The sequence below is a fragment of the Pauljensenia sp. 20925_1_25 genome (genome assembly GCF_041433955.1).
Taxonomy (GTDB): domain Bacteria; phylum Actinomycetota; class Actinomycetes; order Actinomycetales; family Actinomycetaceae; genus Pauljensenia.
Window position 1 is genome coordinate 1 of record NZ_JAPWCL010000029.1, and the last position, 26457, is coordinate 26457.

13 protein-coding genes are annotated in these 26457 nt (G+C 66.2%); 12 read left to right on the top strand and 1 reads right to left on the bottom strand.

Going from position 1 to position 26457, the window contains the following annotated elements:
- The first annotated feature begins 227 nt into the window (after positions 1-227).
- From O3932_RS09910 to ppdK, 12 genes are all read left to right on the top strand, one after another.
- Entirely contained in the window at positions 228-896 is a 669-nt protein-coding gene (locus tag O3932_RS09910) for a heme-binding beta-barrel domain-containing protein (RefSeq protein WP_034504432.1), read from the top strand.
- The gene (locus O3932_RS09915) at positions 889-2058 is read left to right on the top strand and encodes a folate-binding protein YgfZ (protein ID WP_371538141.1); all 1170 of its coding nucleotides are present in this window, start codon (positions 889-891) and stop codon (positions 2056-2058) included. Before O3932_RS09910 ends, O3932_RS09915 begins: the two co-directional genes overlap by 8 nt.
- Complete coding sequence (dtd, locus tag O3932_RS09920) at positions 2058-2621, top strand: D-aminoacyl-tRNA deacylase (RefSeq protein WP_371538144.1); 564 nt, start codon at positions 2058-2060, stop codon at positions 2619-2621. The genes O3932_RS09915 and dtd overlap by 1 nt, the downstream gene beginning before the upstream one ends.
- A 1052-nt stretch (positions 2622-3673) precedes the next feature.
- A complete protein-coding gene (locus tag O3932_RS09925) occupies positions 3674-6142 on the top strand; it encodes an ATP-dependent Clp protease ATP-binding subunit (RefSeq protein ID WP_009647610.1) in 2469 nt (822 codons plus the stop codon).
- A 186-nt stretch (positions 6143-6328) separates the two neighbouring features.
- Positions 6329-12502, top strand: a complete 6174-nt coding sequence (locus tag O3932_RS09930) for an Ig-like domain-containing protein (RefSeq protein WP_371538147.1) — start codon at positions 6329-6331, stop codon at positions 12500-12502.
- 52 nt (positions 12503-12554) lie between these two features.
- On the top strand, positions 12555-13520 hold the full coding sequence (locus tag O3932_RS09935) for a MoxR family ATPase (protein WP_296503052.1): 966 nt from the start codon (positions 12555-12557) through the stop codon (positions 13518-13520).
- Positions 13521-13570: 50 nt separating this feature from the next.
- Positions 13571-14767 (top strand): DUF58 domain-containing protein, encoded by a 1197-nt coding sequence (locus O3932_RS09940; protein ID WP_009647608.1) that lies wholly within the window; start codon positions 13571-13573, stop codon positions 14765-14767.
- Positions 14764-17445 carry a transglutaminase domain-containing protein gene (locus O3932_RS09945; RefSeq protein WP_371538150.1) on the top strand — a complete coding sequence of 894 codons (2682 nt, stop codon included), beginning with the start codon at positions 14764-14766 and terminating at the stop codon, positions 17443-17445. Before O3932_RS09940 ends, O3932_RS09945 begins: the two co-directional genes overlap by 4 nt.
- Positions 17442-18977, top strand: coding sequence for a serine/threonine-protein kinase (locus tag O3932_RS09950; RefSeq protein WP_371538153.1), 1536 nt, complete (start codon positions 17442-17444; stop codon positions 18975-18977). The genes O3932_RS09945 and O3932_RS09950 overlap by 4 nt, the downstream gene beginning before the upstream one ends.
- A 141-nt stretch (positions 18978-19118) precedes the next feature.
- Complete coding sequence (locus tag O3932_RS09955; protein ID WP_009647609.1) at positions 19119-19991, top strand: PP2C family serine/threonine-protein phosphatase; 873 nt, start codon at positions 19119-19121, stop codon at positions 19989-19991.
- Positions 19991-21445, top strand: coding sequence for an FHA domain-containing protein (locus O3932_RS09960; RefSeq protein ID WP_299241958.1), 1455 nt, complete (start codon positions 19991-19993; stop codon positions 21443-21445). Before O3932_RS09955 ends, O3932_RS09960 begins: the two co-directional genes overlap by 1 nt.
- A 614-nt stretch (positions 21446-22059) precedes the next feature.
- Positions 22060-24777, top strand: a complete 2718-nt coding sequence (ppdK, locus tag O3932_RS09965; RefSeq protein ID WP_371538156.1) for a pyruvate, phosphate dikinase — start codon at positions 22060-22062, stop codon at positions 24775-24777.
- A 1299-nt stretch (positions 24778-26076) separates the two neighbouring features.
- On the opposite strand, the gene O3932_RS09970 is transcribed toward ppdK, so the two are convergent.
- The coding region (locus O3932_RS09970) for a lysostaphin resistance A-like protein (protein WP_371538159.1) at positions 26077-26457 on the bottom strand (381 nt) is incomplete at its 5' end.

Sequence of the window (26457 nt, forward strand, 5' to 3'; positions counted from 1 at the left end):
CTGTGTCTTCCAGAACCGGACCCTGCCCCGGGAGGCGGCCCGGGCCTCGTTGGGCTGCACCTTCCTCAACCGCGCCTGCCCCGGGAGGCGGCCCGGGCCTCGTTGGGCTGCGCCTTCCTCAACCGCGCCTGCCCCGGGAGGCGGCCCGGGTCTCGTCCCTGTTCGCCGCCAGCTGCGCGCCCCCGCGCCGCGCGGTGCCCGCCCGCCCCACGCGTTAGGCTGGAGTCATGATGGTGATACCTGCTGACCTGCCCGCACTCGTTGCTCCCGTCGCGTGGATGCTCGGAACCTGGGAGGGGTGGGGCATGCACGCAAACCCCGCCCCCGGCCAGGAAGCTTCCGCCGAGGCCCCTGCTGATTCGCCCGTCATCGAGGAGATCCGCGGCGACGTCGTCGGCGAGCAGATGCGCCTGGTGACCCGCGTGTATGCGGGTGAGTCTGCCGCCCCGATCGACCCCACGTGGGACGCTGCGCAGGGCCTGGCTGCTATCAAGAAGGGCGACCTGATCAGCGAAGAGACCCTGTACGTATCCGTCGCGCCCTCCGACGCGCCGCTGCCGCCGCCCGGCCAGTACAACTCCCGCGAGTTCACGGCGACCTCTGCCTCCACCGAAGGTCACAGCGCTGTGTGGGACGGCGTGAGCGTCGGCCCGCGCGTGCAGATGGTCTCCGACGCGATCGCGCTTGGCGTGGACGCGCCCCGTCTGACGCACTTGGGCCGCATGTTCGGCCTGGTTGCCGGCGAACTCATGTGGACGCAGGAACGCACACTCGATGGCCAGGATGAGGCCGACGTCGAGATCTCGGGCCGCCTGCACCGCACCGAGCAGGCCTCCACGGAATCCGGCGAGGTCATCGACGGCATTGACGACTCGCAGGGCGGCTTCCTTGTCTGAGCCTTCGGTTGATTCCGAGTTCGTCGACGAGGCCGTGGCCTCCTTCGGCGCGACCGCGCACTGTGGGGATCCGTCGGGGGAGCAGTGGGCCCTTGAAGCTGGTCGCGCCTTGGTGCGCCGCCCAGACCTGGCGGTCATTTCTGTGTCGGGGGCTGATCGGCTGACGTGGCTGACGTCGCTCGCCTCCCAGATCGTCACGGACCTCGTGCCCGGCGTGAGCCGCGAGCTGCTGATCCTCTCGCCCGAGGGGCGCGTCGAGCACTGGGCGGGCGCGAGCGACGATGGCGAGGCGCTGCGCCTGATCGTGGAGCGCTCGGACGTCGATTCTTTCGTGGCGTTCCTTGATTCGATGCGTTTTGCGCTGCGCGTCGCGGTTTCCGAGTGCGATGTCGTCGTGTTCTCCTCGGTCCGCGCGGGCGCAAACACGCCCGATTCGGTGGTGGGCTTGCCCGGACTCCTGTGGACCTGGGAGGACCCGTGGCCCGGCGTGGTGGAGGGCGGGGCCGCCTACTTCCAGGGCGAGCGCCACCCCGGCGCGCGCACGCCCATGATGTTTCACGTTGTTTCACGGCAGGCTGCGGACGAGTTCGAGGCCGCGTGGCTGTCCGCGTTCCCCGAGGCAGGCTCGCGTCGCCGCGCCGGATACCTGGCGTGGGAGGCCATGCGCATCGCCGCGTGGAAGCCGCGCCTGGGCCGCGAGACCGACGCCCGCGCGATCCCGCCCGAGGTGGACTGGCTGCGAACCGCCGTCCACACGGCGAAGGGCTGCTACCGCGGGCAGGAAACCATCGCCCGCGTCCTCAACCTGGGACGCCCCCCGCGCCGCCTCACCTACCTGCAGTTGGACGGCTCACGCGGCGACCTGCCCGCACCCGGCACAGCCATCGAGATGGGCGGGCGTCAGGTCGGCGTCATCACCTCGTCGGCGCGCCACGCGGACGAGGGACCAATCGCACTCGCGCTCATCGCGCGCGCCGTACCCGTGACCACGGTGTTTGACATCGACGGCGTCGCCGCCGCCCAGGAGGAGATCGTGCCCGTCCACGGCAAGTCCTCCGTGTCCCCGCAGACCCGCCCGGGTGCCGACCTCTCCCGCGAGGCCGGCCAGCGCGGCGGATCAACGGGTTTTGGCGGCCTGGGCTCGGCCCTGGGAGCACGCTGATGCGCGCCGTCATCCAGCGGGCAACTTCGGGCGAGGTTCGCGTCGACGGCGAGGTCGTCGGCCGCCTCGCGCTTCCTGCTGGTTCTGCTGGGGACGAGGCGGTGGCTGGGTCTTCCGCTCAGGTCTCGTCGCGTGGCGTGGGTACCCCCGGTGACGTCGACGCAACACCCGGCAAGGCCACCCTGGCGGGGGAGGGTTCCGGCGGAGCGCGCCAAGGCCTCGTCGTCCTCCTGGGTGTCCAGCGCGGCGACGGTCCCGAGCAAGTGGCCACGGTTGCCCGCAAGATCGCCGAGCTGCGCATCCTCGACGACGAACGTTCTGCGCTTGACGTGCACGCCCCGATCCTCGTGATCTCGCAGTTCACCCTGTATGGGGACACTCGCAAGGGTCGCCGTCCCTCGTGGGCTCACGCCGCCCCCGGGGACGAGGCCGAACCCCTCGTTGACGCGGTCGTGGCGGACCTACGAGGCCGGGGCCTGCACGTCGAAACCGGCCAGTTTGGGGCGATGATGGAGGTCTCGCTGGTGAACGACGGCCCGTTCACGGTCCTCGTGGAGGCCTAGTGTCTCAGGTCATGCCGCGTCTTCGCTTGTTTTCGGTTGTGTTGCGTCGCCGATGACGAGTCCGCAGTCGCTCGTGCCGCGACTGTTCTTGTTCCTTACTGGTGTTACGCCTCTTAGGTGGGTATTGCGCCAGTGGGGAGCTGGTGTCATGCCCCCTCACTGCTGTGCTGTTTGATAGGGCGCGTCGCCCGTCCCTGCCTCGTCAATGCTGGCATTGTGCCTGCCGCTCCTCAAGCTAGGGGGTCAGGTGCGCGCGGATCCGCGCTCGCACTTGTTACCGATGGGGTGTTGCACCTGATCGGTAAGCTTCAACCCCTTCTGATCGGGTTGAATCTTCCCGATGAGGTTGAATCCTGCCGATAGGGTTGAATGCTCTCGACAGCTCCGCGTCCACGCTTGTTCTTAAGTGGTGTTACACCACTTGGGTGGGTATTACACCAGCTGGGAACTGGTGTAATGCTCCCTAACTGGTGTAATGCCCCCTAACTGGTGCATTGCTGCGCTCAGCCGCATGCAGTGTCTCTTGTGGGGCTAGCTGCATGGAATCTGCGTGTGGCCACAGAGCGTGGTTGCTCCCCAATGTCGCGTGCAATTCCCATGGCAACCTTTCACGTGTTGAAGCACGGGCGTTGCAATTGCAACGTTTCTGGTGGTTGGTGAAATCTGGTGTGGGGGAATTGCATGCGACTTTGAGGGAGGGGTGCAGGTCCGGCTTTTGGGGGGCGCTGGGATTAGTTATTGCCGTGCGTGCCTCATTCTCGCTGCCTGCACTGCATTGCCTCGATCTCATGCCCCGCCTTGATCCGGCGCTGACGACGCCTTGACTCTGCATTAGCTCAGTACTACCGAAGTGTCATGTGCCAGTCCCGTATCCTTGCCCCCTACCTCGGCTTCGTGCTGCAGAGGCCCCGTCACCCCGCCCCGGCCTCGTCCCTGCGCCCAGGGCGAAAGCGCGCGCACGGCGCTCGGGCTTTCCGTAGTCTGTAACTAGTCAACTGGGACGGGTGTACGCCGAGTTCGGCGGGGCAGCTGCCCCTGAAACAAGGAGAGACATGTTCGAACGCTTTACTGACCGTGCGCGCCGTGTCGTCGTGCTCGCGCAGGACGAGGCCCGCGGTCTTAAGCACAACTACATTGGCACGGAGCACCTGCTGCTCGGCCTGATCTCTGAGGGTGAGGGCGTGGCCGCGAAGGCCCTGGAGACGATGGGCATCAAGGGCGAGGCCGTGCGCGCCTCGGTCATTGAGATCATCGGTGAGGGTGAGAAGCCGGTCGAGGGCCACATTCCTTTCACGCCGCGCGCCAAGCGCGTCTTTGAGCTGAGCCTGCGCGAGGCCCTGCAGCTGGGCCACAACTACATTGGCACGGAGCACCTGCTGCTCGGCCTCCTGAAGGAGGGTGAGGGTGTGGCCGCCCAGGTGCTCACCAAGCAGGGCGCGGATTTGGCGCAGGTGCGCCAGACCGTCATCCAGATGCTGAGCGGCTACCAGCGCGGCGACGACGAGGGCCGCGAGTCGGTGGGCGCGGGCGTGGGCGGTTCGGGCGGCCCAGAGCGCTCGAATTCCGCGATCCTTGAGCAGTTTGGTCGCAACCTGACGCAGGCCGCGCGCGAGAACAAGCTGGACCCCGTCATCGGCCGCCGCGTCGAGATGGAGCGCGTCATGCAGGTCCTGTCGCGCCGCACGAAGAACAACCCGGTCCTGATCGGTGAACCCGGCGTCGGTAAGACCGCGGTCGTTGAGGGCCTCGCCCAGGCGATCGTGCACGGCGACGTGCCTGAGACCATCAAGGATAAGCAGATCTACAGCCTTGACATGGGGTCGCTGGTCGCGGGTTCGCGTTACCGCGGCGACTTCGAGGAGCGTCTGAAGAAGGTCCTCAAGGAGATCCGTACGCGCGGCGACATCATCCTGTTCATCGACGAGATCCACACCCTCGTGGGTGCGGGTGCCGCCGAGGGATCGATCGACGCGGCCCAGATGCTCAAGCCCATGCTGGCGCGCGGCGAGCTCCAGACGATTGGCGCGACCACGAACGACGAGTACCGCAAGTACATCGAGAAGGATGCGGCTCTCGAGCGCCGCTTCCAGCCGGTGAAGGTCGAGGAACCCAGCGTCGAGGAGACGGTGGAGATCCTCAAGGGCCTGCGCGACCGCTATGAGGCGCACCACCGCGTCATCATCACGGACGCCGCGATCCAGGCAGCCGCCGAGCTGGCGGATCGCTACATCTCGGATCGTTTCCTCCCGGATAAGGCCATCGACCTGGTCGACGAGGCCGGGGCACGCCTGCGTATCCGCCGCATGACCGCGCCGCCGGAGCTGCGCGAGCTGGATGAGAAGATCGCCGAGGTGCGCCGCAACAAGGAGGCGGCCATCGACGATCAGGACTTCGAGAAGGCCGCGTCGCTGCGCGATCAGGAGTCGAAGCTGTCCGAAGAACGCAAGGCGAAGGAGGAGGCCTGGAAGGGCGGCGAGTCCGACGAGATCGCCGAGGTCGGGGACCAGGAGATCGCCGAGGTCCTGGCCATGTCGACGGGTATCCCGGTCGTGCGCCTGACTCAGACGGAGACCGCGAAGCTGCTCAAGATGGAAGATGAGCTGCATAAGCGCGTTATTGGCCAGGACGAGGCCGTGAAGGCTCTCGCTCAGTCGATCCGCCGTACGCGCTCGGGCCTGAAGGATCCGAACCGTCCCGGTGGCTCGTTCATCTTTGCGGGTCCGACGGGTGTGGGTAAGACGGAGCTGGCGAAGGCTCTCGCCGAGTTCCTCTTCGGTGATGAGGATGCCTTGATCCAGCTGGATATGTCCGAGTTCTCTGAGAAGCACACGGCGTCGCGCCTCTTCGGTGCTCCTCCCGGCTACGTCGGTTACGACGAGGGTGGTCAGCTCACGGAGAAGGTTCGCCGTAAGCCGTTCTCGGTCGTCCTCTTCGATGAGGTTGAGAAGGCTCACCCGGACATCTTCAACTCGCTGCTCCAGATCCTGGAGGAGGGTCGCCTGACGGACTCGCAGGGTCGCAAGGTGGACTTTAAGAACACCGTCATCATCATGACGACGAACCTGGGTACCCGCGATATTAATAAGGGCGTGCTGACGGGCTTCCAGACCGCGGATCACTCGACGCATGATTACGGTCGCATGAAGTCGAAGGTTGCGGAGGAGCTTAAGCAGCACTTCCGTCCGGAGTTCCTCAACCGTGTTGATGATACGATTGTGTTCCCGCCGTTGACGAAGCCGGAGATTGCGCGCATTGTCGACCTGATGATCGCGAAGCTCGCCAAGCGTATGGAGGCGCAGGATATGCGTCTGCAACTGACGGACGAGGCACGCGAGCTGCTGGCTGACGTGGGCTTCGATCCGGTGCTTGGTGCGCGTCCGCTGCGTCGCGCGATCCAGCGCGAAATCGAGGATGCGCTGTCCGAGAGGATCCTTTTCGGAGAGCTGCAACCTGGTCAGGTTGTCACGGTTGGTGTCACTGGAGAGGGTAAGGAACGGACTTTTACCTTCAACGGAGAGTGATTTACTCACCAATTGTCTAAGGTTGACAAACCTTCGCCTCTGTGGGAGCGGCCCGTCGTATAACGGCGGGTCGCTCTCTGGTTGTCAAGTAATTGTGGCTCTGATAGATTCTCATTAACTATGAACGTCTTGCGAACTCATGCCACACTATTTGCAAGGCACTAATCATTGATCGAGAGAGGGTCTATGAACGCTCGAGCGCGCCGAAACCTGACCAGCGCGAGACGACGCCTGCCGGCGCTTGTTCTCATGCTGGTTGTTGTTGCGCTCTGCATCGCTGGCGTCATCTATAAGGGTGCGGAAGTTACGCAGGTAAACGTCAATGATGGCGGAATTTGGGTAACAAATAAGTCCAAGCAGATGGTCGGTCACCTCGACTATGAGGCCCGCATCCTTGACGGTGCGCTGCGCACCGAGGCTAGCAATTTCGATGTCGGCCAGGCTGGCGAAACTGTTACGGTGTCCGACCTGTCCTCACTTACTGTTGCGCCGGTCAATGTTACCCAGGTCGCTTTGGGGTCCCCGACGGCCCTTCCCTCCGGCTCGGTTGCGATGCAGGGCGGGGACGTCCTGGGCGTCCTGAATGCGACAGATGGCACACTGTGGACGACGTCAGCCACCACGCCGAGCCCGGCGAACCTTTCTGACAATGCCGCCGTCGCCTCGAACATGGGCGCGAGCGCGTTTGTCACCGGCATGGACGGCACCGTCTACTCCCTGTCCTCCTCCGGATCCCTCACAACTGTTAAGCGGCAGGGTGCCGTAGACCAAGCGAAGACCTCCGTGATCGAAGGCATCCCCGCAGACGCGTCGCTGTCGATGACGGCCGTCGGAGACCAGGTTGTCGCCCTCGACTCCACCTCGAACACCCTCTTCCTGCCCGGCGGCAAGACACTCAACCTCAGCGCCGCAGGCGTCGAGGCGGGCGGAGTCCTCCAGCAGGCCGGACCGACGTACGATTCCGTCCTCCTGGCCACGGCCTCGTCCCTGGTGAGCATCCCCCTGAAGGGCAGTGCACCCACGATCATCCCCGCCGCCGAGGGATCCCCCAGCGGCATCCCCGCAGCTCCCGTGCGCCACGAGGGCTGCTCCTACGGCGCGTGGGTCGGCTCGGGCGCGTTCATGCGCTCGTGCGACGACGCCTCCAACAACCAGCAGACAGTCGTCGATACGCTCAAGAGCGCCCAGGAAATCGTTTTCCGCACCAACCGCAAGGCCATCGTCCTCAACGACGTCGCGCAGGGCAACGTGTGGCTGCCCGACTCCAACATGGTCCTCATGGACAACTGGGATGAGGTCGAAAACCAGCTCCAGGAGTCCGAGAACGAACAGGACAGCCCGGAGCTGACGAACGAGATCGCCGACCCCGAAAAGCGCGAGGAGAACACCCCGCCCGAGGCCGTGGATGACGAATTCGGCATCCGCCCGGGCCGTTCGACGATCCTGCCGGTCCTGGACAACGACTCCGACATTGACGGAGACGTGCTGACCGCCAGCCCGACCAGCCAGCCCGCATGGGGTTCTGTGGCCGTCGCGCGCTCCGGTCGCGCGCTGCAGATCGCAGACGTCGATGCCGATCAGACGGGTTCCACGTCGTTCACGTACGAGGCCTCGGACGGGACCGCGACCGCCCCCGCGCGGGTGCAGGTGACAATCCACCCCTACTCGCAGAACGAGGCACCCACGCAGCTTCGTGCGTCGTCGGTCAAGATCGGCCAGGGCGCGCAGATCCAGTATCAGGCCCTGTCCGACTGGCGTGACCCCGATGGCGACCCGTTGTTCTTGAAGAATGCCGAGGCTCCCGAAGGTCTGAGCGTGTCCTTCATGGAGGACGGCACGATGACGATCACCGAGGAAGGCTCCGCGGCTGGTCCGAAGACCGTCGTGCTCACCGTCGCCGACGATCAGGGCGCTGAGACGCGCGGCGAACTCATTGTCAACGTCCAGGAGGCTGGCAACCTGCCGCCCGTGGCGAACGGCGACCTGTTCCTGGCGCACCCGGGCGAGACCGTCACCCTGGATCCGCTCAAGAACGACACTGATCCCAACGGCGACCCGCTGATGCTGGCCGCTGTGTCCGGGGCGCCCTCGGGTGCGTCGATCACGCCGGATTTGGAACGCGGGACCATTGACTTCGTGGCGTCGTCCCCGGGTTCCTACTCCTTCGCCTACACGATCTCCGACGGCGTCGCGACGACGCTGGGTATTGTGCGCGTCGTGGTCGTTGAGACCGTTGCGCTGCCCCCGGTTGCCGAGAACGATACGGCGGTCCTGCCGCAGGGCGGGTCCGTGCTGGTTGCGCCGCTGGCCAACGACTACGACCCGACGGGTGGAGTCCTGTCGATCACGTCGATTGATTCCTCGTCCGTGCCCGGCCTAGAGGTGGCCCTCATCGACCGCCACCTGCTGCGCGTGACTGCGCCGACAGGCCTCGAAGGGACGGTGTCCTTCTCTTACACGGTGTCCAACGGGCAGGGCAGCGCCAGCGCCAGCGTGACCGTCATTCCCGGTGCCTCTGACCGCACCGACTTGCCGCCGGTCCTCAAGCCGGATCGTGGCAAGGTGCGCGTCGGCGATGTTGGCACGGTCTCCGTTCTGGCGAATGATCGCTCGCCGGCCGGCCTGAACCTGCAGGTCGAGTCGACGCTCGAGTATGATCGCGCTTCCGCCCTGGGGACCCCCTTCGTGACGGGTAACCAGGTTCGTCTCGAGGCGGGGGACACCCCGGGCACGATGGATGTCACCTACTCGGTCATTGACTCCGCCGGTAACCGCGCCTCCAGCACGGTCACCTTCGAGATCCTGGCAGCCTCCGACCACAATCAGGCACCGCGTCCCCGCGACATCACCGCGTGGGCCACGGCCGGTCAGGCCACCCGCATCCCGGTCTCGCTTGACGGTATTGACCCGGACGGCGACTCGGTGACCCTGCGCGGCGTGGATTCCTCGCCGCAGAAGGGCTCGGCGACCGCGAAGGCCACGTGGATTGAGTACACGCCCAACGCCTCGGAGTCCGGCACTGACTCCTTCACCTACACGGTCGAGGATCGCCAGGGCGCGCGTGCCTCGGCTCGCGTCCGTGTCGCCGTCACGCCTGTTCCCTCGCTGAACCAGAACCCGGTGGCAGTGCCCGACACCGTCCTGACGCGCCCTGATCGCATGGTGACCGTCAACGTCCTGTCGAACGACTTGGACCCTGACGGCGACCCGCTCAGCCTCGAGAAGGACAGCCTCGAGACGGCCACGCCCGAACTCGACCCGCAGGTCCGATCCGATACGACCGTCCAGGTGCACACGCCCTCCAAGGTTGGCACCTACCTCGTGTCCTACACGGTCAGCGACGGTCGCGGCGGCTCCGCGCGCGGCACCCTGACGGTCTACGTCCAAGATGACGCGCCCCTCAAGGCACCCATCGCCCGCGACGACTTCGTGGACTATGACGCGCTGCCCACGGACGGCTCCGCCGTGTCCGTCAACGTCCTCGAGAACGATGAAGACCCCGACGGCAGTATCGACGAGGTCACCCTGACCACCGCCGATGCCGGCGTGACCGTCTCCGGCTCGAACCTGCTGATTCCGACCTCGGAATCCACGCGCCTGGTCGTCTACACGATCACCGACCGCGATGGGCTGACCAACTCGGCTGTTGTCCGGGTCCCCGGTCGCGACTCGACCGCGCCGTTCCTCAGCTCGGCGAATCTGCCGATCGAGATGGACGCGGGCACCTCGCGCACGATCAACCTGTCGGACTACGTCATTACTCGCTCGGGACGCAGCCCGCGCCTCGTCGAGGGGTCGAGTCCTGTGGCCCCGGAGGGCCTCGACTCGGTCGTCGCTGATTCCAACACGCAGCTGACCCTGAACGCGAACGCCGCGTTTAGCGGCAACTCCGCGTTCCTCATCCAGGTCGCGGACGGCGATTCCTCCGACGCGGGGACGCTCACCGCCTCCCTGTCGCTTCCCGTGCGCATCAAGGCCACGGTCAACCAGCCGCCGACCTTCACCCCGACCGCTATTCGCGTCGAGGCCGGGGGCGAGGCCGTGGTGCAGAACCTGGCGCTGGCCGTGCGCGACCCCGAGGGCGTGGATACCTCCACGTTCACCTACACCATGGACTCTGCGCCGAACTCGATTCAGGCCTCGCTGTCGGGCACGACCCTGTCGGTCACGGCCGCCGAGGGAACCGCGCAGGGGCCGGTCGGCTCGATCGCCGTGAGCGTCACGGACGAGGATGGCCACACGGTGTCGGCCCAGATCCCCGTCGAGGTCGTCGCGTCGATCAAGCCCCTGATCCAGCTGCCCGTCTATACGCTGACCACTAAGGTGAACCAGACCGTGAGCGTGGACGTGGCGTCGGCTGCGACGAACCCCTTCCCGGACGCGCCGATCACCCTCGAAGGGGTCCTCGTGTCCTCGGGTGAGGCGACTGTCACCTCGTCGGGTACGACCGTGTCCATCACGCCCAGCGCCTCCGGCGTGATCACGGTCGGCTTCAAGGTCAACGACAAGCTGGCCGACCCCTCGCGTGCCGTCCAGGGCACGATCACCGTCACGGTGCCGGGTAAGCCGAATCCTCCCACAAATCTGCGCGCCGACAACACCGGTAAGGGCGGTGCGAGCGTGACCTTCCAGCCTTCCAAGTCTGGCGGGTCGCCGATCACCGGCTACAGGCTCTTCGACGACACTGGCAAGCAGGTCGCCACCTGTGACAAGGAGGTGTGCGAGGTCACCGACCTGATCACAGGTAGGACCTACTCCTTCACCGCGATCGCGGTCAGTGCGGAGGGCGAGTCCGAGCGTTCGGCACCCTCGAACCCCATTACCATCTCCAACGTCCCGAGTGCTCCCGGTGCGCTTCGCCTTGAGGCCGGTGACGGAAGCATCACAGCGACGTGGGCTGCGGCCAAGGCGAACGGCTCCGAGGTCACCGGATACACAGTGATCGCTTCTGTCGCCGGCGGAGCGGATGTGTCGTGCTCGACTGAGGGCAACACCACGTGTCCACTCACGGGCCTGACGAACGGCCTCACCTACACGGTGGTGGTCGTGGCGCACAGCGGCGCTGGAGATTCCGCGCCATCTGCGGGTGCTGTGGCCACCCCGCAGGCGGAGGATAAGCTTGAGAGCCCCGATAAGCCCAAGGTGATGAATGCCGAGGCGCGTAACGCCGCGGACGGCAAAATTGAGATTACCGTGACCTGGAGTTACTTCAAGTCGGGTAGCTCGAAGGGCTGGGGGCCGACGACGGTGAACGTCAATGGCGCTACGACGACCGTTCCTGGTCCTGCGACCAATGAGACGAATGGGACCGCTACCACGACCATGACAGTGGAGCGGGCTGACTCTCTGCGGGTGAGCGTGACGGTCAGTAACGCCGCAGGGCTTAGTGCGACCTCCGATGTGAAGACGTATGCTCCGCCCGCGCCCGAGCGCGAGGCAAAGACGATTCCGCTGGCACCCGATGCGCCGCAGCTGGATACCCCGGCAGACAACGCCTCCGGTAAGCTGCGCGTCTCCAATGCGCGCCTGAAGGAAGGTAACGGCTACACGGTCAACGACCTGGAGCTCTTCTACGCGGACAGTGAGGCAGGGTGCAAGGCACCCGGCAACCCCGTTCGCTTGAATAACGGTGACCGCGGCGACTTCCTCGTCGGTGACTCTCTTACGCCCGGCTCCATGATGACCTACTACTTCTGCCAGCGTGGCAAGAAGGACGATGGGTCGTATGTCTGGAGTCCGGTGACGGCAGCCAGCGGAAGGGTTGGTGACGGCAAGCATGACGGAGACGGCGGCGGTAACGGTGGTGGTAACGGCGACGGTGGCAGCTCGCCGATCCCGCCTTTTACAGTCTCCGCCGAGCCACATACCAACAGCGTCAAAATCGTGTGGACCCCTCCTGAAGGTACTTCCGTCAAGGAGACCAACGTGTGGATCAAGGACGTAGCGAACACGAAGCAGACATTCAGTGGCCCGATGACGGAGGTCACCGTGTCGGGGCTGCAGCCGGTCCACCAGTACACGGCCGTCGTCGAGCTGGTCAGTACCGGCGGGTCCCCCCGAGAGGTGCCGGTCACGTTTACGACGGGTGAATCGGTTGACAAGATCGATGCGTCCTTCACCGGGATGACCGCCTGCCCGAACGGCCAAGAGTGTGGCTCGATGACCCTGACGGCCTCGCGTGCCTCGCAGTTCCAGCCGGGCAGGACGCTCGTCTGCACGGTGGCGACTGGACGGCCGTCCCAAAACACGGAGTTCCGCTTCTCACAGGGGACGCAGAGTATACCGGGTATCCTTACGGAGTCGATCACCGCGCGAGAACTAAATGCGCGGCAGGTCGTGAAGAACTGCCGAGGCGAATAAAGCACAAGACTTTCACCCACTACAAGCAACGAGAGAGACAGTAGGACAACTCATGACCCTTTCCATCGAAGATGCAACTAGGTTCGCCCAGGTCTTCAAGGGCCTCGTCGATGGCGTGTCCGTCGCGGTCCTGGACAAGCATCAGGCGGTGCGCCTCGCGCTGACGACGATGTTCGCGGGCGGACACCTCCTGCTCGAGGACGCTCCCGGAACCGGTAAGACGGCCCTGGCGCGCGCGATCAGTGCGACCATTGACGGTACGCACTCGCGTATCCAGTTCACCCCCGACCTGCTGCCCTCCGACATCACCGGCGTGAACATGTTCAACCAGAAGACGGGCGAGTGGGTCTTCCACGCCGGTCCCGTCTTCGCGGAGATCGTCCTGGCAGACGAGATCAACCGTGCCTCGCCCAAGACCCAGTCCGCGCTCCTGGAGGTCATGGAAGAGGCCCAGGTGACGGTCGACGGTGTGCGCCGCCCCGCGCCCCAGCCCTTCATGGTCATCGCGACCCAGAACCCCGTCGAACAGGCAGGCACCTACCCGCTGCCCGAGGCCCAGCTAGACCGCTTCCTCATGAAGACCTCGATCGGCTACCCCTCGCGAGCCGCCATGATCGACGTCCTCGACGGCTCGGCCTCCCCCGACCGCTCGAAGAACCTCGAGCCCCTCGTGACCGGTCAGGACATCGTCGCCTGGGCAGCCCTGGCCTCGGCGAACCACACGGACCGCGCGGTCCTCGACTACGTGGCGGCGCTGGCTGAAGCGACTCGCGACGACGAGTCCTCGCTGCTGGGCGTGTCCACCCGTGGCGCCATCGGCATGGTGCGCTGCGCCCGCGTGTGGGCGGCCGCGCAGGGGCGTAACTTCGTCCTGCCCGACGACATCAAGGCCCTGGCCGTGCCCGTGTGGGCGCACCGAATTATCGTTGACCCCGACGCCGCGTTCTCCGGCGCGACCGCTGAGGGCGTCATCCAGCGCGCCCTGACGTCGGTGCCTGCCCCGGCGGTGGGCGCGTAACGCGCCGACCGGAAACGACGATGCAAGGGAAGAGTTCGAACAATGCAACGATGGTCTCGCCGCGTAAGGCGCAGGCCTCCCGTCAGCACCCTCTGAAGGCGCTGGCCGACCTAGTGACGCCCACCGGGTGGGCGCTCGTCTTCTTCGTCGCGGTCTCCCTGATTCTCGCGGCGACCCTCCGGTGGGTCGAGGCCCTGGCGTGTGCCCTCGCGGGCGTCGTCGCCCTGGTGCTCGCGGCCACGCGCGTGGCGTGGAAGCCCCCGCACCTCGTGTCGATCCGCGTGCCCAACGAACGTATCGTCGCAGGTCAGACGGCGGTGGGCGAGCTCGTGGTGCGCAACGAGCGTGCCCGTCCGGTGCGCGCAGGCATCATCGAGCTGCCGATCGGCACGGGAACGGGCGAGTTCGTCGTTCCTCCGTTGGGGGCGCACGCGACGTGGGACGAGATGTTCCTGATCTCCTCGCGTCACAGAGGGCTCATCAATGTCGGCCCTGCGCGCTCCGTGCGCTCCGATGCCCTCGGCTTGCTGCGCCGCGTGCGTTCCTGGGATGAACCCGTCGTCCTGCACGTTCACCCGCGCACGGTCCGCGTCCCCTTCGACGCGACCGGCTTCCAGCTCGACGTCGAGGGCGTGTCCACTGGCAAGCTCTCCAGCTCCGACGTGTCTTTCCATGCGCTGCGCGACTACGAGCCGGGCGATGACCGCCGCGCCGTGCACTGGCAGTCGACCGCTCGCCTCGGCAAGCTCATCGTGCGCCAGTACGAGGAGACCCACCGTTCCCACCACGTCATCGTCTTAGATACCTCCCGCGACGCGTGGGACCACGACTCCTTCGAGACTGCCGTGTCGGTCGCGGGCTCCCTGGGCCTGGCGAACCTGCGTGAGTCGCGCCCGGTGTCGGTGACGACGACCGATGAGTGGCTGCCGTCCTCGGTCGCCATGCGCCTCCTGGACTCCCTGTCCGAAATCTCGCGCCGCTCCTCCGGGGATCTGGCGCTGCGCGTGCGCGAGGCCGTGGCTCAGCGCCCCGGAGTCTCCGCACTGACGCTCATCGTCGGCCCCGAGACAACTGATTCGGACGCCGCCCACCTCGCGCGCCTCGCACCCATCGACGTGCCCGTGTCCATCATCCGTATCGGCGTGAACAAAGCGCGCGCCCGCCGAAACCTCGGCCGAGGAGTTCTCCTCGACTGTGCAACCCTGGATGACCTGCCGCGCATTATCGTCGCCGGGGGTCTGGCATGAGCAGCAACGTGAACACCAAGCCCCGCGCCCAGCGCGTCGATCCTCAGGGCGAGGCCGTCCCCGGCTCTCCCATTAAGACGGACCGCCGCTCGGTGGATGAACCCACACAGCCCTCGGCAGCACACGCCCTCGCGGGCGCGCGCTCTGAGGCGCACATGCCCAAGCCGAGGACCACGCGCAGCCGCCTGTTGACGATTACGGAGCGCTTCGCGACGTTCCGCACGCGCTTGCCGATGTGGTCTCTGCTCGTCCTCGCGGTCCTCTTCGCCGGGCCGGTCGTCGCTTTCGAACCCGTCTTCGGCGGGGGAGTGGGCGCTATCGCGGCGGGCGCGGGCGTGGCCTGTGGCCTGCTCATCGCCTACGCGTCGACGAAGTGGCGCTGGGATATGCTCACGACGGTCCTGTCCGTCCTGGTCACCTACTTCCTGCTCGGGAGCGCCGCAGCCCTGCGCGCCGAGGCCCTCTTCGGGTTCTTGCCCACCGGTAAGACCCTGCAGGTCATGGTCCTGGGTTCCTTCCGCGCGTGGAAGGATCTGCTGACGCTGACCGCACCCGTGTCCGCATACTCGGGCCCCGGCCTCGTCCCGTGGATGAGCGGCCTCCTCTTTGCCGTGCTCTCAGGCCTCATCACCGCCCGTGCTGGGCGCGCCATCCTGGGGTCCATCCCGCTTGTCGCGATGGGCGTGATCGCCATCTTCTTTGGCCTGTCAGGCCACGCGCTGCCCGTGTGGGCGGTCCTGCTGTGGTGGGCGCTCCTGGGCGCGTGGTGGGCCGCAGCCGCTCAGTACCAGCGCATCACGCTGGGGCAGGACGTCCTGGTGGGCCGCTCCGGTGCGGCCGGGGCAGAGAATACCCTCGGGCGCAGCTCTCGCTCCACTGTCTACGTGGGTAGGCGTATTCTCGGCGCGACCCTCATGCTCGCGATTTCCGTGGGCGTGGCCCTGCCTGCCGCCTCCTACCTGGGCAAGTCCGGGGCGCGTGTCGTTGGCCGCGACCTCGTGGAGCCGCCGCTGGACATCCAGGCGTACCCCTCGCCGATGGCCTCGTTCCGTCACTACACGACCGATCTGAAGGACGAGACGCTTATTACCGTCTCTGACCTGCCCGAGAACCAGCGCGTGCGCATCGCCGCGATGGACGTGTACGACGGCACCACTTTTGGCATGTCGGAAACCCGAGGGGATGGCCACTCCGGCTACATCCCCGTCGAGACGGCGATCCCCGGGCGCGCCGAAGGCAATTCAACCGTCACCGTGTCAACCAACGGCCTGTCCGGCCCGTGGGTACCCGTCTTGGGAATCCCCTCGCAGATTACTTTCTCCGGCACCGGAGCGGACACGCAAAAGGACGGCCTCTTTGTCGACACGTGGGGGAACGCGGCCCTGACGACAGGGCGCGCGGGCACGATGACCTACGACGTGCGCACCACGTTCGTCGAACGCATCCGCGACGAGGAGCTATCCTCCCTCTCAGTTGCTCCCAACACGTCGAAGGACACGCATGTGCCCGAGGGCATCGGCGCGATGGCCACGGATCTGACGCAGAACGCGTCGACGGCTCTGGCCGCCGCGCGCGCGATCGAGCACCATCTGTCGACCTACGGTTACTACCTCAACGAGAACACGCAGTTCTCGCGTCCCGGCGTGCGCGCCGACCGCCTTGAGCGCATGATTTCCGGCGACGAGAACCTTATCGGCGACGACCAGCAGTACACGGCCCTCATGGCCCTCATGCTCCACCAGCTGGGCATCAACGCTCGCGTCGTCATGGGTGCCTACCCTGAGGGCGGCTCGCAGGGCGGTGCCGCTTCCCTGCGCGGCTCTGACATCCGCGCCTGGGTCGAGGTTGAGTTCGGAGACGGCATCTGGGCCGTCTTTGACCCCACCCCTCCGCGCGACCACACGCCGCAGACGCAGGTGCCCAAGCCTCGCAGTGTGCCGCGCCCGCAGGTCCTCCAGCCGCCGGAGCCCCCGGATGCTCCCGCCGAGCTGCCGCCGTCGACGCGCGACCAAAACGCGGACCCGGTAAAGACACCGGATGAGAACTTCCCCTGGCGCGTCGTCGCCGGTGTCGCGGGTGGCATCCTCCTGATCTTGGTGCCGCCTCTGGCGATCTTGGCCTACAAGGCCGCACGTCGACGCCACCGCCGCCGAGCCGCCGCAGCCAACGCGCTGATCGGCTCGTGGGACGAGGTCGTGGACCTGGCCGCCGACTCCGGCCTGACTATCGAGGTGGGACGCACCCGCCAGGAGACCGCCTGGTCGCTGGCCTCCCAGTGGAACCTCGGCGAGCACCCGGGTGACCCCTTCAGCCTGGTGACGGGTGCGGTGCGCCATGGCGACGACGGCTCGACCGATTCGGTCGAGTTCGACGAGGCCTCGGCGACCAAGGGCCGCTATGTGATCGACGGGTGGAGCCGATTCGGTGACGACGTTCCCACCCCGGTCGTGATCGCCCGTTATGCGGACGTCGCGGACTTCGCGTCTCACGGTGCTTCCCGCGACCGCGCTCGTGACGCGTGGGTGCAGGTGAGTGCGCTGCGCTCGCAGGTGGGCAAGAACGCCGGTTTCTTTGCGCGCATTCGTCGCGCGCTGTCCCTGCGAAGCCTGCGAATGCGCCGTAAGCTGCGATTGAGCGCAGCTGTTGCGCGCACGATGCAGGAGGAGAACGACCAGTGAGTTCAGCGGTCGTGGCCACGCGTGGCCCCCAGATTCCCGGCTTCCGGTGGGTTCGCCCACTCGGCCAGGGTGGTTTCGCCGACGTGTTCCTGTACCGCCAGGAGCTGCCCAGCCGCGACGTGGCCATCAAGGTGGTGCGCGCGAAAGGGGACGAGCGAGGCACCCTCGAGCTGCACCGCGAGGCTGACGCCATGACCCTGCTGGCCGGCCACCCCTCGGTGGTGGAGCTGCACGGCGTGGGCACGACCTCCGATGGACGCGCCTACCTGGTGATGGAGTACTGCCCGGTTGCTGACCTGCTGACGCAGGTGCGCGCGCGGCCAATGTCGCTGGAGACGGCGCTGGACACGATGATCAAGGTGTGCGGCGTCGTCGAAATGTTCCACCGCCAAGGCTACGTGCACCGCGACATCAAGCCGTCGAACATCATGCTGGACGCCTATGGGAAGCCGGTCCTCGCGGACTTCGGTGTCGCCTCGAAGATCGGCAAGCTGGAGGTTGGCGCGTTTGACGGCTTCTCGGTGCTGTGGGCACCCCCGGAGCAGCAGGACATTAACTCGCCGGCCGTGCCGACGCAGGATGTGTGGGCGCTCGCGTCGACGATGTGGACGTTCATCACGGGCCGCAGCCCCTTCGAGGATCCCATCGGGGATAACTCGGCGGCGTCGATCGCGAACCGCGTGCAGCGCGGTCGCATGCGAGGCCTGGGCCGCGCGGACGCCCCGGCGGAGCTTGAGCGTGTGTTGCGCGCGGCGATGGCAATCAACCCGGATGAGCGCACCCCCTCGGCGTTAGAGTTCGGCAAGGGTCTCCAGCGCGTCCAACAAGAGCTGGGCTACGCGCGCACCGAGATGGAAATCAAGGAGAAGCGCTCCAAAGCCTCGGCCGGTTCCGCTGGCGACCAGAATACGCGCACGCGTGGTGCCCCCGTCATCGACCCGGACGACACGCGCATGCGCTCGTCGTCCTATTATTCCTTCGAGGGTGGGGCGGGTTCCGGCGGCGTCGAGGCCGTGGCTGATTCGTGGAACGCCGATCACTCGACGGAGGAGGCCGAGGCCTCGGCCCGTCGTACGGTCGACGACCCTGACGTTTCCAAGCGGGGCTTGAATCCCGTCGCAGCGGTGGGATTGGCTCTGCTGGCCGCAGTGATTGGCGCGGGTCTGGTGGTCGGTATCCTGCGGGACGAAGGATCTTTCACGCGTATCGCCCCTGCTGAGGAGACGACGAGCGCGTCGACGAACGCGGAGAACCCCCTCGGAGCAGCACCCCCGCAGGTCACCTCGCTCGCAGGAGAGTACGCCGACGGCCAGGTGACGTGGACGTGGAGCGTTCCCGATGGCCTGGCCACGGCGGATGTGACGTACTCCTACGAGGGGAGCGGCCCCGCGGGCACGACGCACGGCAGCGTCGAGGCGGCGACGGTGAGCGTGGATGGAGCCAGCGGCGAAAACTGCATGGAAATCACGACGGTGTCGCGTTCCTCGGGCCGTATGTCCGACCCTGTGAGGGCCTGTCAAACTGTTCCCTGACCATCCGTGTAGCGTATTCCAGCGCGTGGCTGACCAGGGCGAATTGCGGTCCATTTTGTGTAACCATTAATGATGCACGTGTAGAATGAATGCGTTACGCGCTATCCCACGCGCCCAACGTAGCGAGAAGGACAAAGGTAGATGGCTCAGGGTGAACATGCCGAGCGTGCGCCACTATTGTGGGGTGCGTCGACCGACGTCGGTCCGGTCCGCTCACACAACGAGGATTCTTGGCTGGCGGTCTCGCCCGTCTTCGCAGTCGCAGATGGGATGGGGGGCCACCTCGGCGGTGCCCGGGCCTCAGCACAGGCCGTCCTTACACTGCAGGAGTTCCTGAGTCCTGATCGACTCGGAGACCGTCCCGTCGACCTGGTCGATCTGTCCGTCGCGATTGACGCAGCCGCCACGGACGTGGCCTCCCTGGCACCTGCTGACAATCCGATGAGTGCCCCCGGCACGACACTCTCCGGTCTGATGGTCCTGTGGACCGCGGAAGGGGCCTTCTGGCTCTCCTTCAATGTTGGCGACTCACGCGCCTACGTCGTCGGTGCCGGCGGCATCCGCCAACTCACCCACGACCACTCCGCGCTGCAGGAGGCTCGCGACCTGGCGGCCACCTCAGGCGCGCCCCAGGTCATTCCTCCAGCCAACGTCGTGACCAAGGCGCTGGGTGCCGGACAAACCGGAAGTGTGAAAGCCGACTACACCATCATGCCGATGGAAGAAGGCGACCGCGCGGTCATCTGTACAGACGGCGTGCACGGCGTCCTACAGGATTCGCAGATCCACGCCATTGTCGCCGCCGGCAATGGACCGCAGGGCACCGCTGACGCACTCGTGAAAGCCAGCCTCGAAGCGGGCACTCGCGACAACACGACAGCCGTAGTAGTCTACGCAGGAAAAGAATCACGAGTAACATTGACAACGAATGTCATGAATCGGATGATTCAACCAGTACGTCCGGCGTCGATTCAGACAGCGCGCCGGGTTCCTCGTAGAGAAGGCAGTGACTGATGCTTCAGATTGGACGCTTCTTGTGTCGCGGACAGGGCGCGATGCTCGTCACCGGACCCCTCGGCGCGGCGTTGGTGCCGCTCGATTTCGCGGATTCCGCGGCCGACGTCGTGTGGGGGCGCGCTGACACCCAGGCGTGGCTCTCTCACGTGCAGGCAGAGCAGGGCGATGTCTTGCTTCTCGACTGTGCGGGCGAACAGCCCTACTTGACAGTCCTCGGCAATATTCAGCTGCGCATGCGCGCCGCCGGCCAGATCACCGAGCAGGTGTGGAACGACCCGATCTGGGCCTGGCCCTTCAACCCGGGCGAGTGGCAGACGTTCGAGGCCACCATCATCGACGGTGACGAGATCACGTGGATGGTGCCCGCCGCAGACCGCGTCGAGGCTGGCGAGATCCGCATCGGTCGCGCGCTCGACGAGGTTGAGGCCCTCGCGTCGATGCCTGTTGATACGATGGGCTTCCTCATCAACCCGGATATCCCGGACCACGAGCGTCGCGCCCGTCGCGACGCCCGCGAAGAGTTGCCCGAACCCACGATCACGCACGCGCCTGCGGTTGACCTGGCTGCCGTCGAAGCCCAGTTCCTCGCGGCCACCAGCAACGGTCCCGTCTCACTGCCCGGTGCCTCCCGCACCACCCCCGATCCGTACGCGCCCGTGGACGCCACGGATGATGCGCAGGACGAGGCGCCCTCCGAGGACCTTGAACAGACCTCGAGCGAGCTCTACGTCGTCGCCGACGCCGTCGAGCCGCCGATCCATACGGCTGAGTCCCTCGACCGCACCGCTACCATCGACCGTGGTGCCGCCTTCGTGGAACCCGCCCAGGCCTCGTCCGAGTTCGAGTCGGAGGAAAACACCGAACTTGCTCCCGAATCGGAAGCGGAACTTGAGTCCGCCCCCGAGTTCGAGCCTGCTCCTGAGCCGGAAGCAGAGCTTGAATCCGCCCCTGAGCCGGAACCCGCGCCTGCCCCCGAGCCGGAGACGGCACCCGAACCGCCCGCCGCGCCCGAGGCCATGAGCGCCGCCGGCCTGGCCGACCTGGGTGCCGAGACCGACACCGAGGCCACGATTCTGCGCCTCGCCCCCGTCAACTCCGGCCCCGCCGCGCCCGTCGCCTTCCTGATCCACGGCGGCACCGTGCCCGTTGAGGTCTCGCGTGACGTCGTCATCGGCCGCGACCCCGACGCCCGCGCCCTGACCGGCCGCCCCGTGGCGACCGTGCTGCGCGTGCCCAGCCCGGCCACCGAGATCTCTCGTTCCCACTGCGCCGTCATGATGACGACGCCGGGTTCGTGGGCGCTCATGGACCTGGGCAGCGCCAATGGCACCGTCCTGCGTCACGCAGACGGCTCTTTCCAGGACGTCACCCCCATGGTGACGATCGCCCTGAACGACGGTGACCTCATCGACGTCGGTGAGGGCACCACGATCGAGTTCCGCGTGCGCTGATCTGCTACTCAAACGCGTGTGGGGTGGACCGCTTGGCCCACCCCACACGCGTATGTACTAGGGTGGCTGTTAAGACCTGCTGGAGGTTGCGCGCGCTGATGCTTGCTGCCACCGGCCTGGCGAGAGTGAGCGTGTATCGATTTCACGACCGACGGCCGCTCGACGAGTCGCGTGATTTACCTGGAGCGTTCTGGTCTGCCCAGGCCGTACATTGGCTCGTGGAGGGTCGTTTCCAGTGCGGCGCGTAAGGTCACTGTGTTTCGGTCTTAACGTTACGGATGTCGAGTCAATTGACGTAGGGGAGGTCAGCGGTAGCTTGGCCGCCTACAACATCACGGTGATCACACGGGAGCACCGTATCTGGCTGGACGTGAGCGGCGCGGTCTGCCGGCACCTGCGTGACAGACTCGCCGATACCACTGACCAACCCGCCTGACGCCCGCTCCCGCGCGAGGGTACGATACCCGACAAGCAACCACGGCCTCGTTCATGTCAGGACAATCATAAGAGGGTGTGTCTTGAAGTGACCTTAGTCCCTTGAGGCGTGTATCCTTGCCTGTGGTAGCGGCCCGGCGTCGGGCCAATCATCGCAAACACGGAAGTTGAGGACCACGATGGTCAAGTATGTGTACGACTTCTCCGAGGGCGACAAGTCCATGAAGGACCTGCTCGGAGGCAAGGGAGCGAACCTCGCCGAGATGACGAAGCTCGGCCTGCCTGTTCCCCCCGGCTTCACGATCACCACCGAGGCATGCCGCGCATACCTCAAGGAGTCGGCCGTTCCCGAGACACTTGCCACCGAGGTCACCCGCGCCCTGCGCGGCGTCGAGGATCAGATGGGCCGCCACCTCGGCGACCCCGCCGACCCGCTCCTGGTCTCCGTGCGAAGCGGCGCAAAGTTCTCTATGCCCGGCATGATGGAAACCGTCCTGAACATCGGCCTCAACGATGAGTCCGTTCTCGGCCTCGCAGCCGTTAGCGGTAACGAGCGCTTCGCGTGGGACTCCTACCGCCGCCTCATCCAGATGTTCGGCAAGACCGTCCTCGACATCGACGGCGACCTCTTCTCCGACGCCCTCGACGACCTCAAGGCCGAGCGCGGCGTGAAGGGCGACACCGAGCTGACCGCCGAGGACCTCAAGGGCCTCGTCGAAACCTTCAAGGGCATCGTTAAGGAACAGACCGGCGAGGACTTCCCCCAGGATCCGCGCACCCAGATGGACATGGGCATTGAGGCCGTCTTCCGCTCCTGGAACACCGAGCGCGCCCGCATCTACCGCCGCCGCGAGCGCATCCCCCACGACCTGGGCACCGCCGTCAACATCTGCACCATGGTGTTCGGCAACATGGGCGAAAACTCCGGCACCGGCGTGTGCTTCACCCGCGACCCCTCCTCCGGCCACTCCGGCGTCTACGGCGACTACCTGGAGAACGCGCAGGGCGAGGACGTCGTTGCGGGCATCCGCAACACGCTGGCCCTGTCCGACCTCGAGCGCATCAACAAGCCCGTCTACGACGAGCTGCGCGCCATCATGCGCAAGCTCGAAACCCACTACCGCGACATGTGCGACATCGAGTTCACCGTCGAGCGCGGCAAGCTGTGGATGCTCCAGACCCGCGTCGGCAAGCGCACCGCGGCCGCCGCGTTCCGCATCGCCACCCAGCTCCTCGGCGAAAAGCTCATTACCCGCGACGAGGCCCTGGGTCGCGTCACCGGCGACCAGCTCACCCAGCTGATGTTCCCGCAGTTCGACGCCAAGGCCGAGAAGGAACTCATCGCGCGCGGCATGGCCGCCTCCCCGGGCGCCGCCGTCGGCAAGATCGCCTTCGACAACGCGCAGGCTATCGAAGCCGCCGAAAAGGGTATCAAGACCGTCCTCGTGCGCCGCGAGACCAACCCCGACGACCTGCCCGGCATGGTCGCCGCTGAGGGTGTCCTCACCGCGCGCGGCGGTAAGACCTCGCACGCCGCCGTCGTCGCCCGCGGCATGGGCAAGACCTGCGTGTGTGGTGCCGAGTCCCTCGTTATCGATGCTGCCGCCGGCACCGTCACCATCGGTGACCTCGTCCTGACCGCTGACGACACCATCGCCATCGACGGCCAGACCGGCGAAATCTTCCGCGGCGAGGTCCCCGTGACCGACTCGCCCGTCACCACCTACCTCGCCGAAGGCCTCGAGGCCGGCCTCGCCGCCGCCGGCGAGGATGCGGGTACCCGCGAGCTCGTCGAGGCCGTCGACAAGCTCCTGTCCCACGCCGACAAGGTCCGCCGCCTGCGCGTGCGCGCCAACGCCGACACCCCCCTCGACTCCACGCGCGCCATCGAGTTCGGTGCCGAGGGCATCGGCCTGTGCCGCACCGAGCACATGTTCCTGGGTGAGCGTCGCCCGCTCGTCGAGCGTGCGATCCTCTCCGCCCCCGAGTCCGACGAGCGCCAGGCCGCCTTCAACGAACTCGAGAAACTGCAGAAGCAGGACTTCCTCGAGATGCTCGAGGTCATGGACGGCAAGTCGATGACCGTGCGCCTCATCGACCCGCCGCTCCACGAGTTCATGCCCGCCCTCATCGAGCTGGAGACCAAGGTTGCCGTCGGCAAGGCCACCGGCACCCTTGACCCCGCCGACGAGGCCATGCTCGTCGAGGTCCGCCGCATGCACGAGCAGAACCCCATGCTGGGTCTGCGCGGCGTGCGCCTGGGCATCTACCTGCCCGGCCTGTTCGCCCTGCAGATGCGCGCCCTGTGCGAGGCTGCCGCCGAACTCGTGGGCCGCGGCCTCGACCCGCGTCCCGAGATCATGGTCCCGCTCGTCGGCTCCGTGCGTGAGCTCCAGCTCGTGCGCGAAGAGGCCGAAGGCATCATCGCCTCCGTCGCCGCCGCCCACGGCGTTGACCTGTCCGGCGTCTCCATCGGCGCCATGATCGAGCTGCCGCGCGCCGCCATGACCGCCGAGGACCTCGCCGAGGAAGCCGACTTCTTCTCCTTCGGCACCAACGACCTGACGCAGACCGTGTGGGGCTTCTCGCGCGACGACGTCGAAGGCGTGTTCTTCCCGCAGTACATCGAGGCCGGCATCTTCGGTGTCTCCCCCTTCGAGTCCATCGACGTCCACGGCGTGGGCACCCTGGTCTCCGAAGGCGTGCGCCGCGCCCGCTCCACCAAGCCGAACATCAAGCTCGGCGTGTGTGGCGAGCACGGTGGCGACCCGCAGTCGATCCACTTCTTCCACAACGTGGGTGTCGACTACGTGTCCTGCTCCCCGTTCCGCGTCCCCGTCGCCCGCCTCGAGGCTGGCCGCGCCGCGGTCGAGGACCACGTGGACATGACCGCCTGATCGCTGACGGTGCCGCTTTGCTGAGTGGCACTGATTGAGCGCGACGAGGCCGTGGCCGGGAAACCGGTCGCGGCCTCGTTTCGTTGTGGGTGCTGGTTGTTGTGGGTGCTGGTTGTTGTGGGGCTGTGTGTGCCGGTGGGCGGCGGCCCGCCCGCGAGATCGCCACACGCGAGCCTTCGGCTCGGAGTCGTCGATCTCGAAGCCCGGCCAAGTCCTCCGGACCCTCCGGCACCCTCCACACCGGTGGGGCTTTTCATTGCTGTGCACATCCCATCCAGGACCCGCCGCCCACGGGCGCCGCCGCCAAGCCCCACAGCCAGGCCTCTCTTGTCCCGCATGCCCTCCACACCGGCGGTGCCTGGTGTGCTGGTGGGTGATCGGCGTCGTTTTGAAGCCCGGCCAGGTCCTGCCCCCGCCCACCGGCACCGCAGTTGGGCACCAGCCGGGGGCTGTATGCCCTGCGTTGGTTTCCAATCTGGCCCGCTGGGGGTGCAGCATTAGGAGCTGGCTGGCGGCGTGTCGCCGGCGTGTCGCGGCTCTAATGATGTCGTTTCCCCCGTTTTGAGGCAGCGAGGTTGCGGTTCGTGGTGGTGCGGCGCTCAAAGTGCAGACCACCTCGGTGAAAAACGCTGAAAATAGGCTGTTGTGGGCGAGGTGGTCTGCGTTTTGGGCACAACGGCGTCTGGCAGGGTGTTGAAGTGTCCCGGGTATTGTGGAGAGTGTCTTAGGCCGGATTGGAGGTTTGGGATGTCTGGTCGGCGTAAGTATTCGATGGAGTTGCGTGAGCGTGTGACGCGTATGGCGGTGGAGGCTTGTGCTGATCCCGGGCGGCGTAGGGTGCGGCGCTCAAAGTGCAGACCACCTCGGTGAAAAATGGTGAAAATGGGCTGTTGTGGGCGAGGTGGTCTGCGTTTTGGGCGCAATGGCCTCTGGCAGGGTGTGTTGTTCGTGCGCGAACCCGATGCTGCGAGCGGTAACCCGCTATGTCGCATGTCAACCCGCTATTTGGAGCGTGGGCGGGGCTGCCCAGGTTCGTATTAGCGGGTTAACGTGCGGATTAGAGGACCCACGTGCGTAGTAGCGGGTTTACATGCGGATTAGAAGGCCCACGTGCGTAGTAGTGGGTTAACGTGTGCATGATGGGGACCAGATTGTCACCTGTCAGCTTGCGCGTTGCTGGTTGGGGTAGCCAGTGACCCTGCGGCTGCTCGGTTGTGCGGCTGCCCGGCAGACTGTACTCGCACGTGGGTGTGGTAGCGCCCCGCCCGAAACCGGGCGGGGCGCTACCACACCCATCAATCAGGCGTTCTGCAAAGCTCCCTGCATGGCGAAAATCAGGGCCACCATGATCGAGTTGTTGAGCGCGTGAAACATCCACGAGTAGGCGATGCTCTTGCGGGAGAACACGTAAACGAGCGTCAGGACGATGCTGATGGGCAGGTAGGCGATCATGTCCTGCCACTGGTGGCAATGCATGTAGGCGAACAGGAGCGCAGAGGTCGACGCAACGGCCCACGTGGGCGCATACGCGCTGAGCTTGCCGATGAGGATGTGGCGGTAGAAGATTTCCTCCACCAGGGGCACGCCGACGGCGACGAAGAATGCGAACGGCAGCGCGAGTCGACTGCTTGTGAGGGCGTCGATGACGAGCTGCTGGTTCTCGGCGACCGGCGGGTTAAT

Excerpts from the sequence above, each read along its gene's own strand:
- O3932_RS09955 (WP_009647609.1), top strand. The coding sequence starts at position 19,119 with ATGGCTCAGGGTGAACATGCCGAGCGTGCGCCACTATTGTGGGGTGCG.
- O3932_RS09935 (WP_296503052.1), top strand. The coding sequence starts at position 12,555 with ATGACCCTTTCCATCGAAGATGCAACTAGGTTCGCCCAGGTCTTCAAG.
- O3932_RS09910 (WP_034504432.1), top strand. The coding sequence starts at position 228 with ATGATGGTGATACCTGCTGACCTGCCCGCACTCGTTGCTCCCGTCGCG.
- O3932_RS09945 (WP_371538150.1), top strand. The coding sequence starts at position 14,764 with ATGAGCAGCAACGTGAACACCAAGCCCCGCGCCCAGCGCGTCGATCCT.
- O3932_RS09960 (WP_299241958.1), top strand. The coding sequence starts at position 19,991 with ATGCTTCAGATTGGACGCTTCTTGTGTCGCGGACAGGGCGCGATGCTC.
- O3932_RS09940 (WP_009647608.1), top strand. The coding sequence starts at position 13,571 with ATGGTCTCGCCGCGTAAGGCGCAGGCCTCCCGTCAGCACCCTCTGAAG.
- ppdK (WP_371538156.1), top strand. The coding sequence starts at position 22,060 with ATGGTCAAGTATGTGTACGACTTCTCCGAGGGCGACAAGTCCATGAAG.
- dtd (WP_371538144.1), top strand. The coding sequence starts at position 2,058 with ATGCGCGCCGTCATCCAGCGGGCAACTTCGGGCGAGGTTCGCGTCGAC.
- O3932_RS09930 (WP_371538147.1), top strand. The coding sequence starts at position 6,329 with ATGAACGCTCGAGCGCGCCGAAACCTGACCAGCGCGAGACGACGCCTG.
- O3932_RS09925 (WP_009647610.1), top strand. The coding sequence starts at position 3,674 with ATGTTCGAACGCTTTACTGACCGTGCGCGCCGTGTCGTCGTGCTCGCG.